This is a genomic window from Achromobacter spanius (genome assembly GCF_003994415.1).
GTDB lineage: Bacteria > Pseudomonadota > Gammaproteobacteria > Burkholderiales > Burkholderiaceae_B > Achromobacter > Achromobacter spanius_C.
On record NZ_CP034689.1, the window covers coordinates 83,305 to 98,240 of the forward strand.

Sequence of the window (14,936 nt, forward strand, 5' to 3'; positions counted from 1 at the left end):
GCACACCAATTCGGTATACAAAACTGGAAAAGCAAGTTCCGTGCCACTCGCGCACGCCCGGAGCGCGGGCGCCAAGCGCGTGAACCCTGCCCCGATGTGGTGCGTGTCATGCGCCGAATGTGGGCATGAACGGCACCGGTTGGGAGCGTTCGGCGACGGGTCTGCAGCGACGGACAGGTTTACCGACCTATGCAGCCCGGGCCGGCGTCACTGTGCGGGCGAATCCGACAGCATCATGTCCGCGATATCCAGCATGGCCCGCAAGCGATCCATATGCCGCAAGTCGTGGTGATAGCCCACCCAGACGTCTCGCATCGGCGGTTGATCCGGCGTGTCGATGCGCTGCAATCCGGCCAGTGCATCGCCCAGCGGCCGTGGCAGCACCGCCAAGCCCAGGCCCCGCAGGCACATCTGCGCCTGGACCGTGCGGTTCGTGCTGGTGAACACCCGCCGGGAGCGCGGGAACGTGTCCAGCACCCAGGCCACGTCGGGAAAATGGGATTGCGCCGTATTCATCAGAATGAGTCCGACGGAGGCCGGATCTGCCTGCAATGCCTGTGCGGTCTCCGTCGATGCATAAAGACCGTATGGGATCCGCATCAGGCGGCGCTGGACAATATCCGGTTCGCTGAAGGGAACGATGCGAAAGGCCACGTCGGCATCGCGCCGTGAAAGATCCAGCAAGCGATAACTGGCAATCATTTCCGGCACCACGGCTGGATGGCGGCGCGCCAACTCAACCAGCACGGGCGCCAGGACATAACCGGCAAACCAGTCCGCTGACGAAATCCGCAGAATGCCTTCAAGGCGCTGGTGGTTGCCGGCCAGACGCCTTTCCATCGACAAGGCGGAATCTTCCATCGATTCCGCCAGCGCCAGCACGTTATCACCCGCATCCGTCAACACCAGGCCGTCCTTCGTTCTACGAAACAGCGCCTGTTGGGCTTCGTCTTCAAGCACCTTGATTCGGCGGCCAATGGTTGGATGGCTTACGCCCAGGCTACGGGCGGCCTCGCCGAAAGATCCGCCACGGGCCACCGCCAGGAAGATGCGTACGTCACTCCATTCCATGCTCCCACCTACCCGTTCAAATATGTACGAAAAATATACAGAAATGGCAGTGAACAAACAACATTGTGGGTGGCATGATGGCCCCAATCGTTAACGCCCACCCCCGTCCGATCACCTGCGAACCCACTGATTCTCGAACCTCGCGAGCCCGCCATGACCTTGACTCAAACCCGCGCGGTAGCTGCCCCTGACTCGCGCCGCTGGCTTGCCTTGCTTGTCCTTCTGACCGGCACCCTCTTGCCGCCCCTGGACTTCTTCATTGTCAACGTGGCGCTGCCTGCCATCCGCGTTGGCCTGCAAGCCACGTCGGATGTTTCGCAACTGGTGATCTCGGTCTATGCCGCGGCCTATGCCGTCACGCTGATCCTGGGCGGGCGCTTGGGCGATCTTTACGGCCGAAAGCGCGTATTCGTGAGCGGCATGCTTGGCTTTGGCGTTGCTTCGGCATTGTGTGGCCTGGCGCCATCGCCAGACCTGCTTATCGTCGGCCGCTTGCTGCAAGGGATATCGGCGGCGATCATGGCGCCGCAATCGTTGGCGTCCATTCATGCTCTCTTTCCGGCCAGCGAAAAGAATCGCGCGCTAAGCCTGTATGGCGCGACATTCGGCCTGGCTTCCGTGGGCGGTCAGTTGCTGGGGGGCGTGCTGGTATCGACCAGCCCGTGGGGCTTGGGTTGGCGCAGCGTGTTTCTGATCAACCTTCCCATCATCGTGCTTGCCGTTCCCGCCGCGATGCTGTTGCTGCGTGAAAGCCGAGCCGAGCGTTCGGCGCGCCTGGACGTGCCGGGGGCCTTGCTGCTGGCCGCTGGCTTGCTGGCGCTTGTGGTGCCGCTGATCGAAGGGCGCGAGCGCCACTGGCCAGTATGGTGCGTGGCGCTGCTGATCTTGAGCATGCCCTTGCTGTGGTTCTTCTGGCGCTACGAAAAGGCCCAGGAACTTGCGGGCAGAACGCCCTTGATCCTGCCTTCGCTGTTGGCCGTGCGCGGGCTGCGGCGCAGCCTGGTGTCCACGTTCTTTTTCTATGCGCTTGCCGCGTTCTTCTTCGTGTTCGCGGTGTACGAACAGCACGGCCTGGGACACGACGCCCTGACAGCCGGCCTGGCGATCTTGCCGCTGGGCATTGGCTTCTTCCTTGGGCCGCTGTGCAGCCCGCATATCGTCCGGCGGATCGGGGCACGTACCGCCGCAGTGGGCATGATCCTGGAGGTGTTCGGCCTGATCATGGTTGCGGTCCTGGCCGTTGCCGGCGCGGCGTTCTGGCTGCCGTTGCCCTTGTTCCTGATCGGCGCCGGGCAAGGCATTGCGCTTCCCGCGTTGGTGCGCTTGAACGTGGACCAGGTCGAAACACGTTGGGCCGGGCTGGCGTCGGGCCTGGTGACCGCCACTTTCCAGATCAGCGCCGCCGTAAGCGTCGCCATGATCGGCGGATTGTTCATCACCATCGCGCCTGATGGCGCCAGTGCGCAAGACGTTCGGCTCGGTTTCGCCGCGGCCTCGGTGGCCATAGGTGCGGCGCTCGCACTGGCCGCCGGACTGATCTGGAAGCGTCCGGCAACGTGAAATCGTTCCTGGCCTAAATGCCAGCTTGAAATAAAAAAGCCGCCCCGGACAACGCCCGGAACGGCTTCTTGGCAGCGTCGAGACGCTTAGTCCACCTGCGCGCCCGACTGCTTGACCGCGCGGCCCCATTTGTCCACTTCGGCCGTGATGAACTTGGCCGTGGCTTCAGGTGTCAGCGGCATCGGTTCGGCGCCACGGTCACGCAGGAACTTCTGCATTTCCGGGGTGTTGAGCGCCGCGCCAATCTGCTTGCTCAGGTAGTTGGTCACCTCGGGCGGCGTGTCGCGCGGGGCCAGCACGGCGGCCCAGCCGATGGCCTCGAAACCCGGATAGCCGGATTCAGCCACCGTCGGCACGTCTGGCAATTGCGGCAGACGCGTGGCGGTGGTGACCGCCAGCGCCACGGCCTTCTTGCTTTGCACGTGCGGCAGGCCGGCCGTAACGGAATCCACCATCAGGGGCACTTGATGCCCCAGGAAGTCCGCCTGCGCCGGGCCGCTGCCCTTGTACGGAATGTGGCGAATATCAATATTGGCGGCCGCCTTGAACATCTCGGCCGACAGGTGCTGCGTGCCGCCGATGCCGGCGCTGGCATAGGCCAGTTCGCCCGGATTGGCGCGCGCCTGGGTCACCAGTTGCTTAAGCGAGGTAATGCCCGAGGCCGGCGTGGCCAGGAACATCAGCGGCACCGAGAACACGCCCGACACCGGCGCGAAATCCTGCGTCAGGCTGTACTTGATGTTCTTGTAGAGCGTCTGGTTGACCGCGGCGGCGCTGCCGGCGATGACCAGCGTGTAGCCGTCCGGCGTGGCGCGGGCGGCCTGCTCCATGCCGATGTTGCTGCCGGCGCCCGCGCGGTTTTCCACCACGATCGGTTGCTTGACGGCGGCGCCCAGCTTTTCAGCCAGGGCACGGGCAAAGATGTCGGTGGCCTGCCCCGGCGGGAAAGGCACAACCAGGCGGATGGGGCGGTCGGGGAATTCGGCGTGCGCCGTGGCGCTGGCCGCCGCCAGCGTCAGGCCAGCGGCAAGACTGGAAAGGATACGTTTCATGATTGGTCAGTAAAAAGCGACAACGGAGTGCGCGCGCGGGGCGCGCCACTGCTCATAAAATAGAGCGCCCGATCAGGCGGCCCTTGTGAGGCGGCCCGGGGCGATTCGGCGGGGGGTGCGTCACGATAGCATCCCTCTGTCGGTGCTACATTTGCCTTTTCGCGCTTTCCCTTCGCGAACTTCTTCCTTCACCGCTGTCCTTACCCCCCGCAGGAACCGCCATGGAATTCAGCCAGTTCAACGTCAACACCCTCATGGATATCACTTCCCGCCCGGACCTCGTGTTCGTCAGCGGCAAGGGTTCCTGGCTGGAGGATCACGCGGGCAAGCGATACCTGGACTTCGTGCAGGGCTGGGCCGTGAACACGCTGGGCCACTCGGCCCCGGAAATGCAGCGCGCGCTGGTTGAACAGTCGCAAAAGCTGATGAACCCGTCGCCGGCGTTCTACAACATCCCGTCCATCGAGCTGGCCCAACGCCTGACCGGCGCGTCCTGCTTTGACCGCGTCTTCTTCGCCAACAGCGGCGGCGAAGCCAACGAAGGCGCCATCAAGCTGGCGCGCAAGTGGGGCCAGGTCAAGAAAAACGGCGCCTACAAGATCATCACCATGAACCACGGCTTCCACGGCCGCACGCTGGCTACGATGTCCGCATCGGGCAAGCCGGGCTGGGACAAGATGTTCGCTCCGCAAGTGGAAGGCTTCCCCAAGGCCGAACTGAACGACCTGGAATCCGTGAAAAAGCTGATCGACGACAAGACCGTCGCCATCATGCTGGAACCGGTGCAGGGCGAAGGCGGCGTCATCCCCGCTACCAAAGAGTTCATGCAAGGCCTGCGCAAGCTGGCCGATGAAAACCAGCTGCTGCTGATCGTGGACGAAGTCCAGACCGGCATGGGCCGCACCGGCAAGATGTTTGCCTACCAGCATTCCGACGTTACGCCCGACATCATGACGCTGGCCAAGGGCATCGGTGGCGGCGTGCCGCTGGCCGCACTGCTGGCCCGCCAGGACGCCTGCGTGTTCTCGCACGGCGACCAGGGCGGCACGTACAACGGTAACCCGCTGACCACCGCCGTGGGCGTGGCCGTGTTCGACGCCCTGGCCGCCCCGGGCTTCATGGACGCCGTCAACGCGCGTTCCAAGCAGTTGTCCGAAGGCCTGCTGGCCCTGTCGGCCAAGTACGGCATGAAGGGCGAGCGCGGCCAAGGCCTGCTGCGCGCCTTGATCATGGACCGCGACGACGGCCCCGCCATCGTCGAAGCCGCCCGCAACCAAAACCCCCAAGGCCTGCTGCTGAACGCCCCGCGCCCGAACCTGCTGCGCTTCATGCCGGCGCTGAACGTTACGGCCGAAGAAATCGATTTGATGCTGTCGCAACTGGACGCGCTGATCGCACAGGTGCGCAAGGCTTGATTGATTCAGGTAGGTAGGAAATGAGCAAGGGCCGCAAATTTGCGGCCCTTGTTTTTTGGTGGGACGGGCGTGGGAGGCGTGGGGAGCATCCGCGTGACCCGATTCACATCCACGGCGCCGCCGGCGTACTCGGCCAGGATCAGGGCACACATCGCCAGGTGCCAGGAATGCTCGGCCGAGTTTTCCTTTCTGCTGCGGTCTAACAGCGGGGATTGCAGCACGACGGTCTTGAGCCTGTCGATTTCTCTTAGGAAGGCAAGCTGGCTTTCCAGGGGGTTTGGTGGCATGGGCGGCTACCCGTGAGGTGGAACGTAAAGTGTACGGAAATGCTTGCTGGACGAACACGCCGACCAAGCCCCCGCCAGATCGCCCCGCCGCCTGCGTCGGATTGAACCCCCAAATCAGTTGTATCCTTTTGGCCGTTGTCATCATTCGCGAGGAAGCGCGCGTGCATTGCGAAACTTGTGGGGCCGCGCATCGCGGCCGTGGCCGTCTATGCGACGAATGCACCAAGACCTTGTCCGGCTTTTCCGAGCCCAGCAGACTTCCGCCCCTTGGCGACTTCAATACCGATCAAACTTTCCCCGCGCCTCAGCCGCAACAGCCGCCACCGAAGGACGGCGGCTGGAACGAGCCGCAAAAGCCGCTATCCAAGGAAGGCGGCTGGGATCAACCCGAACTAGTTCGAACCGATGTCATTCCCCTGACGCTGGCCGGCCGCCCAATCAAGCGGGGTTGGCTCACGGCGCTTGGCGCGGCCGGCGTGCTGATGACAATCGGCGATATAGCCTTCAGATGGGGCGTCTGGTGGTTCTGGCTGTTCGTTCCAAGTGGCATCGCCTTCCTCGTCGGGCGTGGCTTGATGCGCAAGGGCTTCGTCCGCTTAGTGGGCGCCTTCAACTTAGAAGCCGACAAGGCGGGGCGCATCTCTCTCACCACGCTGGGGGGAGACTGCCCGGTGTGCAACGGGGAGATCAAGTTGAAGGACATCGGCCCCAGTCGACACCTCAAGACCGTCATCCAATGCACGTCGGACGACACCCATCAGTGGGCGTTCAACCCCAAGCGCCTGGATAGGCTCTAGCGCCAGCGTCAGTGCGACGACACATACGTGGCGTCGGCAAACGACGCTGGAATCGCAAAACTCTCGCGCATGCGTTTCGCCTCGACCGCTGGCGTCAAGCCAAAAAGCCGCTTGAACTCGCGGCTGAATTGCGATGTGCTCGTGTAGCCCACGGCATGGCCCGCCGCTTCAGCGGTCAGATCCTGGCGCACCATCAACAGCCTTGCCTGATGCAGCCGCGTTGACTTCACGTACTGCATTGGCGACACCTGAGTAATCGCCTTGAAATGGCTGTGGAAACTGGGCACGCTCATGCCCGCCTGCTTGGCAAGCTGCGTCACATCAAGCGGCTTGGCGTAGTCGGCATGAATCTGCCGTAGCGACATCCCTATCCTGCCAAACTGCCCTCGCATCGCCAGCGCCTCGCGCATCGCCCCACCCTGTGGCCCGGTCAGCACGCGGAAGTACAGTTCGCGCAGCAGGCCCGGTCCCAGCACGGCGGCTTCGATTGGCTGGTGCATGGCTTCAAGAAAGCGCAGAACGGAGGCATGCATCCTGTCGTCCATCCGCGTCGACATCATGCTCTGAGGCAGGTCTGCCCCATCGCCGATGCCCGCGTTGCCGATCTGCGCGGCCAGCTCGGCTGCCACCGTGAAATCAAGATGCAGATACAGCGCCAGCAACGGGCGTTCCGGCGTGGCATCGGTTTCCATGCTGAACGGAACCGGTACCGAGACGGCAAGATAATGATCCGCGTCGTACTGGTATAGCCGCCCGCCAAAGTACCCGCGCTTACGCCCTTGGCACACGATCACGATGCCTGGGTCATACAAAACCGGGGTGCGCGAAAGCGCACGGTCGGAACGCAGGATACGTACGCTGGGCAGCGCGGTCAGGTTATAGCCTTCCGTGGGCGCCAAGTCGCGCAGCAGCGCGACCGTGCGCTTTCGCGTATCGGGCAGCGTGGCCGAATCCTGATCCGGGGTGTAGTCATGGCTCATAGCTTTATGCAAGAAATTCAGCGAATTTCGGCTGATAAGTCGTCTACCGCAAGAATAGTATGCAGTCTCTCTTTCGTATTCTGGAGACGCATCATGGCGTTGAGCAAGATATTTCTGATCACCGGAGTCAGCAGCGGATTCGGCCGCGCGCTGGCGCAAGAAGCGCTGGCCGCTGGCCATACGGTGGTGGGCACGGTAAGAAGCGCAGAGGCAAAGCGCGATTTCGAATCGCTTTCCGAAGCGGCCCATGGACGCGTGCTGGACGTCACCCACTTCGACCGCATTGACGATGTCGTGTCCGAAATCGAAACCAGCGTCGGACCCATCGACGTCCTGGTCAACAACGCGGGCTATGGGCACGAGGGCGTGATGGAAGAATCGCCGCTATCGGAAATGCGCCGACAGTTCGACGTGAACGTATTCGGCGCCGTCGCCATGATGAAGGCCGTGCTGCCCTTCATGCGCGCGCGACGACGTGGCCACATCCTGAACATCACGTCCATGGGCGGACACCTCACCATGCCGGGCATCGCCTATTACTGCGGCAGCAAATTCGCGCTGGAAGGCATTTCGGAAACCCTCGGCAAAGAGGTCAAACCCTTGGGCATCGCCGTCACTGCCGTGGCGCCGGGTTCGTTCCGTACCGACTGGGCCGGCCGCTCAATGACACGCACCCCGCGTTCCATCCCGGACTACGACACCATCTTCGACCCTATCCGGCAGGCACGTGAAGAGAAAAGCGGCAAGCAGCTTGGCGACCCGGTGAAGGCCGCCCGTGCGATGCTTGCCGCGATCCAGGCTGAGAATCCTCCGGCACATCTATTGCTGGGCAGCGATGCGTTGATGCTGGTGCGGGCCAAGCTTGCCGGGTTGGAAGAGGAGTTTCAAGAATGGGAGGCGACTACGGTGTCGACGGATGGGTGAAGGCGGATTGGCGATGGAATTTGGCGGCGCGGCGTTCGAGTGTCAGACTGCAATCCACACATCCCTTCGTAGGAACAACCTGGAGAACAGCCGATGAGCCGACCGGAATTCATCAAGCACTGGACCGAACTCGAAACCCCCGATGCGCATTACTACCAGGGCGATACCGAACCCATGGCGCTGGACGCGCCGCTTTCCGCAGCGCTCGGCATCACGCGCATCGGCATTCATCACGTCAGGTTGTTGCCCGGTCGACGCACCTCATATCCGCACGCCGAAAGCACCGAGCAGGAATTCGTCTTCGTGCTTCAAGGCAAGCCCGATGTCTGGATCGACGGCGTGCTGCATCCCATCGCCGAAGGGGATTCCGTTGCGTTTCCCGCCGGCACCGGCATCTGCCATACCTTCATCAACAACACGCAGGACGAAGTCAGGTTGATGGTGGTCGGCGAACCGACACGCGAGGACAATCGTGTGCGCTTCCCGCTCAACGAAGCGTATGAGAGTACCCGCGTGAACCGCTGGGTAGACTGGCCCATCAGGCCGCTGGGCGACCATGACGGGAAGCCGGACTGAGTGCGTGGTGAACGGGACGAGGCCAAAGAGGCAGGCTGACACCTTCAGTTCGCAATCCCACACGATGGCCGCGTCTTTCAATTCGCATCCCTTGGCCGTGTATCCCCGCGATAGGGCAAAAGTCAACTTGCGGGCGTTCGCCAGCACATTCCCCTCTGGTCTCCACGTCTCTCAAACTTTTCCTTCGTTGCCCTATACTCCGCCCACTACCGCACCAACGTTAGTCCGGAGTGGAAGCCGGCAATGTCTTTGGCGGACAGCCGCCGCTTAGGCGGCGTTTTTTGCGTCTGCGCGCCTTTGCACATCCCTATGGGCGGGCCTTGGCGAGGGTGCGTTCGCGCACGCCGGTGCCAAAGACGGCCGGTCTTCCAACCTTGCCTTGCGCCCGCCCACCCCATTTGGAAGTGGGGAGCGGGTTGACCTGTCTTTGTGCTTCAGGTGTCAGACTGCAATTCGCCACCTCGGACAACGAAAATGCCCTCACCCGCCGACGACGTTATCGCCCTCTACCAAGACCACGCAGCGGCGTTTGAAGCGCTGCGCGGGACGGAGCTTGTCGAACTCGGCTGGTTGACGAAATTCCTGTCATTACTGCCCGGCCCGCACCCGCACGTGCTCGACATCGGCTGTGGCAACGGCGTCCCGATCGCGCGTCATCTGATCGAAAGCGGTTGCTCGATCACGGGGATCGATACGTCGTTGCCCTTGTTGTCGCGGGCGCAATCCACCTTTCCCAACCATCGATGGATCGCCGCCGATATGCGGCGCTTGCCGTTCACCGAGCCCTTTCACGGCTTGATCGCCTGGCATAGCTTCTTTCATCTAAGCCCCGAAGACCAACGGCCCATGTTCAGCACTTTTGGGCGTCTGGCGGCGCCCGGGGCGGTGCTGATGTTTACCAGCGGTACGTCGCTGGGGGAAGCCATTGGCCAGTTCGAAGGCAAACCGCTTTATCACGGCAGTTTGGATCGCGATGAGTATCAGCAACTGCTCAACGCCAATGGCTTTACCGTGAAGCAGCATGTGGAAAACGATCCGGCTTGCGGTGGAGCGACGGTGTGGCTGGCGCAGCGGGACGCTGACTAGCCCTGAGCTATAACCGTCGGACCGCTATCCAAGAGGTGCCTTCAACGCTGAAGGCAACTGGCAATGGGTTGACTCCTTCGCCGGGCGGCGTGCGCCAGCAGTCACATAGCGGCTAACGCGCAAAGACCTCTACGACGCGAAAGCGCTCGCACACCAGCATCATGTCCGGCGCATATCCGCCGTTGCGTTCAAAGTAGGCAATGTGCGCATCGCGCCAGACGGGGTACGGGCCCTCGCCTTCGGCCAGCGCGAAGGCTTCGTCGACCTGGTCAAAGCGCTGGATCAACACGCCGGTGGTTTCGATGACGCAGGCGGGGCGGCCCTGGCCATCCAGCACGACATCGCGCCGGCCCGCTTGGGGTACGGGTTCTTCGTCGTCGAAGTGATGCAGCGCGCCGCAGGTGGCCGTCTTCGTGCCCGCCAGAACCAGCGCGAGCAATTCGTCGGCGAGTTCGGGCGAATCGCCGAATCGAAACGTCACGGCGTCTTCGTATGGGGCGGGCGGCTTGATGTTTGGTTTGGTCATGGAAATGGGATGAGGGTTGAGGCGTCAGGCTGAGGACAGGCGTTTCAATACCGCCCCGCCGGAAGGACGTCTGCAAGATAAGCGCGCGCGTCGGGCTGGGCCGTCAGCATATGCCGAACCCAGGCGTTGCGTTCATGCGTGGTCACGACCAATTCCCATACGCAGGCCAAGGCCGTGGCTGCGTTCGTCGTTAAGAACTGGTCAGGAAATGCAGTCTGACACATTAATCACACATTAATCCGACGATGGCGGATGACGGTACAGATGGCAATTAATCGGGTGTCAGACTGCAATTTCTGATGTCCTGATGCAGTCTGAAACCTGGCGTTGCGGATCGGGGAACGTGGGCGACCGAGCATGGGGGCGGCGCCATGGGCGATATCATTTGTACATTGCCGGCGTCCCCACCGCGATCGCGCGCCGCGATTTTTGCCCTGATCGCAAGGAGATTTATTAGTGGTTCGATCCGCAACGACAGCATCCGTTTCTTTCCTGCTTCGCAACCATGCCGCCAGCCTTTGGCGGCGTCGACGTGAAAGACCGTGGCTGGCGGCCCTGCTGCTGGCGGTGATGCTGAGTTGCCTGTCGATGCTGTGGCAGGCCCCCGCCAAGGCGGCGATCCCCCTGCTGCAAACCAAGGAACCCGCCGCTTCCTCTTCGGCGCTGACCCCCGCCGCGCTGGCGGATCTGCTGGAAAATCCCGAGGCGCGCAAGGCGCTGGTGGACGAGTTGCGAGCGCAGGCGTCAGGCACCAAGGCGGACCCAGCTCGCCAGTCTGCGGCGGCAAAATCAGGCGAAGCCGCCAAAACCGCTGAAGCCAAAGAAGACGCCGGCATCCCCGGCTTGCAGGCTCGCATGGCCGCTGGCGTGCAGCGTTTCCTGACAGGCGTTGCCGCCGACCTGGGCCAGGGCGTGGACGATATGCGCGCGCTGGCCTCGGGGCGCAACCTGCGGATGGACAGCGGCACGGCGGGCCAAGCCTTGCTGCCCTTGGCGCTGGCCGCCGTGGCCACCATCATCGCCTTCCTTCTGTTGCGCATGATCGCCATGCGGATCTACACCCGCATCGATCGCTGGGTGGCGCACCAAGGCGCGGGGGCAGAGGTCAACGCGCCGCCGCAGCGCGGCGTGCCGGCCTCAATGCGTGTGCTCATCCGGCGCGGCGGCGCCATCATCGGCGCGGTGGCCATCGACGCGGGCGTGGTCCTGCTGGCGGCCATGGCGGGCGGCGCGGCGGCCCTGTGGGGCACGCCGGGACGCGGCACGCTGGACACGCTGGCGGCGGTATTTCTGCAGGCTTTCGTGGCGGTGGAAATCGTCAAGGTGCTGGTCCGCACCGTATTCGCCGTGCGGCATCCGCATCTGCGCCTGCTGCCCATGGAAGACGAATTGGCCAAGTACTGGAACGGCTGGCTGGTGCGCGTGGTTGCCGCGGCGGGTTACGGCACGCTGCTGATCGACCCGGTGATTTCGGCCACGCTGTCGCCCGCCCTGGGCCGGCTGGCCAATATGGTCATCATGCTGGCGGTGTATGTGTACGCGGTGCGCGTCATCTGGCAGAACCGCCAATCGGTGCGCGAACGGCTTAGCCGCCGTGCCGCCCATGCGACCACGTTCATGGGGTCGAGGCTGAATTTCCTGTCGCGCGTGTGGCACGTGCTGGGTATCGGGTACTTCACCATCCTGCTGGTGGTCAGCCAGATTGATCCGACCAACGCGCTGCCTTTCATGGCCCGCGCTACTGCGCAGACCTTGCTGGTCATTGGCGTGAGCAGTCTGCTGGTGCTGTTGCTGAACACCGTACTGGCCAAGCCCATTGCCTTGTCGGCCGACCTGCGGCGGCGACTGCCGATGCTTGAAGCGCGCGTCAACGCCTATGTGCCGGCCTTGTTGAAAGTGCTGGGATGGATCATCCGCATCGTCGCGGTGCTGCTAATTTTTGACGCCTGGCATGCGTTTGACCTCTCCAGCTGGCTGGCCTCGGATGCCGGGGGCGCTGCGATCAAGATGGTGCTTAATATCGTCATCGTGCTGCTGATTGCGGCGCTGGTCTGGACGGTGATTGCCAGCATCATCGAACACCGCCTTAGCCAGAGCGAGGGGCGCGGCATGCCCACCGCGCGCGAGCGCACGCTGCTGGCGCTGTTTCGCAACGCCGCCCTGATCGTCATTGTGACGATGACGCTGATGGTGCTGCTGTCGCAGATCGGTATCGATGTGGCGCCGTTGATTGCGGGCGCCGGCGTGGTGGGTCTGGCGATTGGCTTTGGCGCGCAGAAGCTGGTGCAGGACATCATCACCGGCATTTTCATTCAGCTGGAAAACGGCATGAACGAGAACGACGTGGTGCAGGTGGCCGGTGTGTTCGGCACCGTCGAGAAGATGACGATACGGTCTGTTGGCATACGCACGCTGGACGGCGGTTATCACCTGGTGCCGTTCTCGTCGGTGGATGTGGTGGCCAACCACATGCGTGATTTCTCGTATCACTTGGGCGAATACACCATCGCGCATCGCGAGAGCGTGGACGACGCCATCGAGCATCTGCGCGCGGCCTTCGCCGAGCTGATGACGGACTCGGTGCTGGGCCCGGAAATCCTGGAAGAGATCACCATTGCGGGCGTCACGGCGGTCAACGACAAGGGCGTGACCATTCGCATCCTGATCAAGACCACGCCCGGCATGCAGTGGGCCGTGCAGCGCGGCTATAACCGCTTGTTGAAGAAGCACTTCGACGCCGCCGGCATCGAGCTGCCCTATCCGCACACCGTGGTTTATTTCGGCCAGGACAAGCGGGGCTACGCACCGCCGGCAAATGTGGCGCTGCAAACCGATCGCCCGGACGAAGGCGAGCATGCCCGCGCCGCCGGGCACACCCGCCGCCGTCTGCAGCCAGAGGCCGGCGGCGACGATGCCGCCGAGGTGCTGGGCAACGAACTGGAGGCGCGCGCGGAGCCGGATTCAGAAGCGGAATCGCCGGATACCCATGCCAAGCCAGGCAAGCAATGATCCGCGGCCGCTTGCCGCTTCCTCGGCAAGCGCCGCGTCCCGGCCCCTGGAGGACGCGGCGCTGCTACGCCGCCTGCTGCGCGCCAAGGACCGTATGGACGCGGCCTCTAGCGAGGCTTGGCCGGTAAGCCGTCTGGCCGAGGTCAGCGGTGTGTCCCCCGCCTATTTCGCGCGCTCGTTCAAGCGCGCGTTCGGGCTGCCGCCGCACCGTTATCTCCTGACCCGCCGGATCGAGCGCGCCATCGCCCTGCTGCGGGATACCGACCTGAGCATTACGGAGATTGCGTTCGACACCGGTTGGCAGAGCCTGGGTACCTTCGGCCGCATCTTCCATGACGTAACCGGCCTTAGCCCGGGGGGGATGCGGGCGCAGTCTCAAGCCCAGCTTCAAGCTGAACCCACGGCGCTTGCCCGTGTTCCCGCCTGTGTGGTCAAGGCCGCGCAACGTCCCGACCTGGGCAGCGCAGTTTTGGAGAAGCGCCGTCGCGCCGCCGCCGCTACATTGCGTGAATCCACCAAGGAGGAGTCATGAGCGAAGGAATCAATGTTGTCGGCTTGTACGTGAACGATCAGGACGAAGCGCTGGCGTTCTACGTCGAAAAATTGGGCTTTCGGGTACACACGGATGTGGGCAATGGCGCCTACCGCTGGCTGACCATCCAGCACCCGGACCAGCCCTCGTTTCAGCTTGGCCTGTTCAAGCCCGGCCCGCCCGTCCACGACGAGGCCACCGCGCAAACCCTGCTTGCGATGGTCGCCAAAGGCGCGATGCCGCCGTTGGTGTTGTCGGTGACGGACTGCCGCGCCAGCTACGCCAGATTGCAGGTGCTTGGCGTTGAGTTCACGCAAGCGCCAACGGAACGTTACGGCAATGTGGACGCCGGGTTCCGCGACCCCGCCGGCAATGGGTGGAAGATGATCCAGGCCGGGTAGTTTTCGCCCCACCCGCCGTGGCGGCTAGGTGACGCTCGCGGCTAGTTGGATGCTCAGGCCCACCAGCGCCAGGCCGGCAAACCGTGTTGCGAGCCGCCTGGCGCCGGGAAACGTTACCAGGCGCAGCGCCACGGCGTTTCCAATAAGCACCAGCGCGCCTTGATAGAGCAGGCTTAGCAAGGTCACATGCAGCATCATGACTGCCAGCGTCAGCGTGGATGCCGCTGGTTTGAGAAACAAGGGAAAGAACGCGACGAAGAACAGGATCACCTTGGGGTTGGTCAGGCTCACCATGAACGCCCGCCGAAAATACACCCAGGGCGATCGATCGCGCCCGTGTTCCTGATCCTGCGCACTGGGACGTGTGCGGATCAGTTGCGCACCCAGCCATAGCAGATACGCCACCCCGGCCCATTGCAAGCCTTGAAAGACCAGCGGATGCGTCCGCATGATCGCGGCCAGGCCAGCGGCGGCGGCGACCATGAACAGGAAGTCGCCCGCGATCGTGCCCAGCACCGCGGCCATGCCGGCGCCCTTGCCATGGCGCGCCGTGGCGTCAAGGATGGCGATGGTGCCCGCGCCGGGGATGGCCTGGAATACCAGGATGGCCAGGATGAAACTGCCGTAGTGCTGGATGTCGAGCATGTCGCGTCGGGGTCGGGTTTGCACAGCACCGATTATCCCGTTCGTGGTGTCGCTCGATACAGCGCATTTTTTTGG

General features: G+C 63.3%; 14 protein-coding genes and 1 pseudogene. 9 read left to right on the plus strand and 6 right to left on the minus strand.

Annotation, left to right across the window (positions count from 1 at the left end; genetic code table 11):
* Positions 1 to 207 precede the first annotated feature (207 nt).
* The gene (locus tag ELS24_RS00375; protein ID WP_127183079.1) at positions 208 to 1,071 is read right to left on the minus strand and encodes a LysR family transcriptional regulator; all 864 of its coding nucleotides are present in this window, start codon (positions 1,069 to 1,071) and stop codon (positions 208 to 210) included.
* Positions 1,072 to 1,224: 153 nt separating this feature from the next.
* Here ELS24_RS00375 and ELS24_RS00380 point away from each other — a divergent pair, with 153 nt between their 5' ends.
* Positions 1,225 to 2,631: an MFS transporter gene (locus ELS24_RS00380; protein ID WP_127183080.1), complete on the plus strand. Its 1,407-nt coding sequence runs from the start codon at positions 1,225 to 1,227 to the stop codon at positions 2,629 to 2,631.
* A gap of 86 nt (positions 2,632 to 2,717) precedes the next feature.
* Here the strand turns inward: ELS24_RS00380 and ELS24_RS00385 are convergent, their stop codons facing one another.
* Positions 2,718 to 3,683, minus strand: a complete 966-nt coding sequence (locus tag ELS24_RS00385) for a Bug family tripartite tricarboxylate transporter substrate binding protein (RefSeq protein ID WP_127183081.1) — start codon at positions 3,681 to 3,683, stop codon at positions 2,718 to 2,720.
* A gap of 221 nt (positions 3,684 to 3,904) precedes the next feature.
* Here ELS24_RS00385 and ELS24_RS00390 point away from each other — a divergent pair, with 221 nt between their 5' ends.
* Entirely contained in the window at positions 3,905 to 5,098 is a 1,194-nt protein-coding gene (locus tag ELS24_RS00390) for an acetylornithine transaminase (RefSeq protein WP_050447441.1), read from the plus strand.
* 83 nt (positions 5,099 to 5,181) lie between these two features.
* On the opposite strand, the pseudogene ELS24_RS00395 reads toward ELS24_RS00390, so the two are convergent.
* Positions 5,182 to 5,385, minus strand: a pseudogene (locus tag ELS24_RS00395) (HD domain-containing protein); the annotation flags it as partial.
* Positions 5,386 to 5,486: 101 nt separating this feature from the next.
* On the opposite strand from ELS24_RS00395, the gene ELS24_RS00400 reads away from it, so the two are divergent.
* Positions 5,487 to 6,182 carry a hypothetical protein gene (locus ELS24_RS00400; protein WP_127183082.1) on the plus strand — a complete coding sequence of 232 codons (696 nt, stop codon included), beginning with the start codon at positions 5,487 to 5,489 and terminating at the stop codon, positions 6,180 to 6,182.
* A gap of 8 nt (positions 6,183 to 6,190) precedes the next feature.
* Here ELS24_RS00400 and ELS24_RS00405 read toward each other — a convergent pair whose 3' ends face one another.
* A complete protein-coding gene (locus ELS24_RS00405; RefSeq protein WP_127183083.1) occupies positions 6,191 to 7,162 on the minus strand; it encodes an AraC family transcriptional regulator in 972 nt (323 codons plus the stop codon).
* A gap of 93 nt (positions 7,163 to 7,255) precedes the next feature.
* Here ELS24_RS00405 and ELS24_RS00410 point away from each other — a divergent pair, with 93 nt between their 5' ends.
* The 3 genes from ELS24_RS00410 (at position 7,256) to ELS24_RS00420 (ending at position 9,748) form a co-directional block, all read left to right on the plus strand.
* Entirely contained in the window at positions 7,256 to 8,086 is an 831-nt protein-coding gene (locus tag ELS24_RS00410; protein ID WP_127183084.1) for an oxidoreductase, read from the plus strand.
* 93 nt (positions 8,087 to 8,179) lie between these two features.
* The gene (locus ELS24_RS00415) at positions 8,180 to 8,662 is read left to right on the plus strand and encodes a cupin domain-containing protein (RefSeq protein WP_127183085.1); all 483 of its coding nucleotides are present in this window, start codon (positions 8,180 to 8,182) and stop codon (positions 8,660 to 8,662) included.
* 474 nt (positions 8,663 to 9,136) lie between these two features.
* Entirely contained in the window at positions 9,137 to 9,748 is a 612-nt protein-coding gene (locus ELS24_RS00420) for a class I SAM-dependent DNA methyltransferase (protein WP_127183086.1), read from the plus strand.
* A 112-nt stretch (positions 9,749 to 9,860) separates the two neighbouring features.
* On the opposite strand, the gene ELS24_RS00425 is transcribed toward ELS24_RS00420, so the two are convergent.
* A complete protein-coding gene (locus tag ELS24_RS00425) occupies positions 9,861 to 10,274 on the minus strand; it encodes an ASCH domain-containing protein (RefSeq protein ID WP_127183087.1) in 414 nt (137 codons plus the stop codon).
* Positions 10,275 to 10,844: 570 nt separating this feature from the next.
* Between ELS24_RS00425 and ELS24_RS00435 the strand changes: the two genes are divergently transcribed.
* Genes ELS24_RS00435 through ELS24_RS00445 form a run of 3 tightly spaced genes read left to right on the plus strand, consistent with a single transcriptional unit; the run spans position 10,845 to position 14,216 of the window.
* Positions 10,845 to 13,283 carry a mechanosensitive ion channel domain-containing protein gene (locus tag ELS24_RS00435; protein WP_127186215.1) on the plus strand — a complete coding sequence of 813 codons (2,439 nt, stop codon included), beginning with the start codon at positions 10,845 to 10,847 and terminating at the stop codon, positions 13,281 to 13,283.
* A complete protein-coding gene (locus ELS24_RS00440; protein ID WP_050447449.1) occupies positions 13,261 to 13,815 on the plus strand; it encodes a helix-turn-helix domain-containing protein in 555 nt (184 codons plus the stop codon). Before ELS24_RS00435 ends, ELS24_RS00440 begins: the two co-directional genes overlap by 23 nt.
* Positions 13,812 to 14,216, plus strand: a complete 405-nt coding sequence (locus ELS24_RS00445) for a VOC family protein (RefSeq protein ID WP_127183089.1) — start codon at positions 13,812 to 13,814, stop codon at positions 14,214 to 14,216. Before ELS24_RS00440 ends, ELS24_RS00445 begins: the two co-directional genes overlap by 4 nt.
* A gap of 24 nt (positions 14,217 to 14,240) precedes the next feature.
* Here ELS24_RS00445 and ELS24_RS00450 read toward each other — a convergent pair whose 3' ends face one another.
* Positions 14,241 to 14,885: a LysE family translocator gene (locus tag ELS24_RS00450; protein WP_240669412.1), complete on the minus strand. Its 645-nt coding sequence runs from the start codon at positions 14,883 to 14,885 to the stop codon at positions 14,241 to 14,243.
* Positions 14,886 to 14,936 lie beyond the last annotated feature (51 nt).

Coding starts and splice junctions, on each gene's coding strand:
- ELS24_RS00375 (WP_127183079.1), bottom strand. CDS start 1,071: ATGGAATGGAGTGACGTACGCATCTTCCTGGCGGTGGCCCGTGGCGGA.
- ELS24_RS00380 (WP_127183080.1), top strand. CDS start 1,225: ATGACCTTGACTCAAACCCGCGCGGTAGCTGCCCCTGACTCGCGCCGC.
- ELS24_RS00385 (WP_127183081.1), bottom strand. CDS start 3,683: ATGAAACGTATCCTTTCCAGTCTTGCCGCTGGCCTGACGCTGGCGGCG.
- ELS24_RS00390 (WP_050447441.1), top strand. CDS start 3,905: ATGGAATTCAGCCAGTTCAACGTCAACACCCTCATGGATATCACTTCC.
- ELS24_RS00405 (WP_127183083.1), bottom strand. CDS start 7,162: ATGAGCCATGACTACACCCCGGATCAGGATTCGGCCACGCTGCCCGAT.
- ELS24_RS00410 (WP_127183084.1), top strand. CDS start 7,256: ATGGCGTTGAGCAAGATATTTCTGATCACCGGAGTCAGCAGCGGATTC.
- ELS24_RS00415 (WP_127183085.1), top strand. CDS start 8,180: ATGAGCCGACCGGAATTCATCAAGCACTGGACCGAACTCGAAACCCCC.
- ELS24_RS00420 (WP_127183086.1), top strand. CDS start 9,137: ATGCCCTCACCCGCCGACGACGTTATCGCCCTCTACCAAGACCACGCA.
- ELS24_RS00425 (WP_127183087.1), bottom strand. CDS start 10,274: ATGACCAAACCAAACATCAAGCCGCCCGCCCCATACGAAGACGCCGTG.
- ELS24_RS00435 (WP_127186215.1), top strand. CDS start 10,845: ATGCTGAGTTGCCTGTCGATGCTGTGGCAGGCCCCCGCCAAGGCGGCG.
- ELS24_RS00440 (WP_050447449.1), top strand. CDS start 13,261: ATGCCAAGCCAGGCAAGCAATGATCCGCGGCCGCTTGCCGCTTCCTCG.
- ELS24_RS00445 (WP_127183089.1), top strand. CDS start 13,812: ATGAGCGAAGGAATCAATGTTGTCGGCTTGTACGTGAACGATCAGGAC.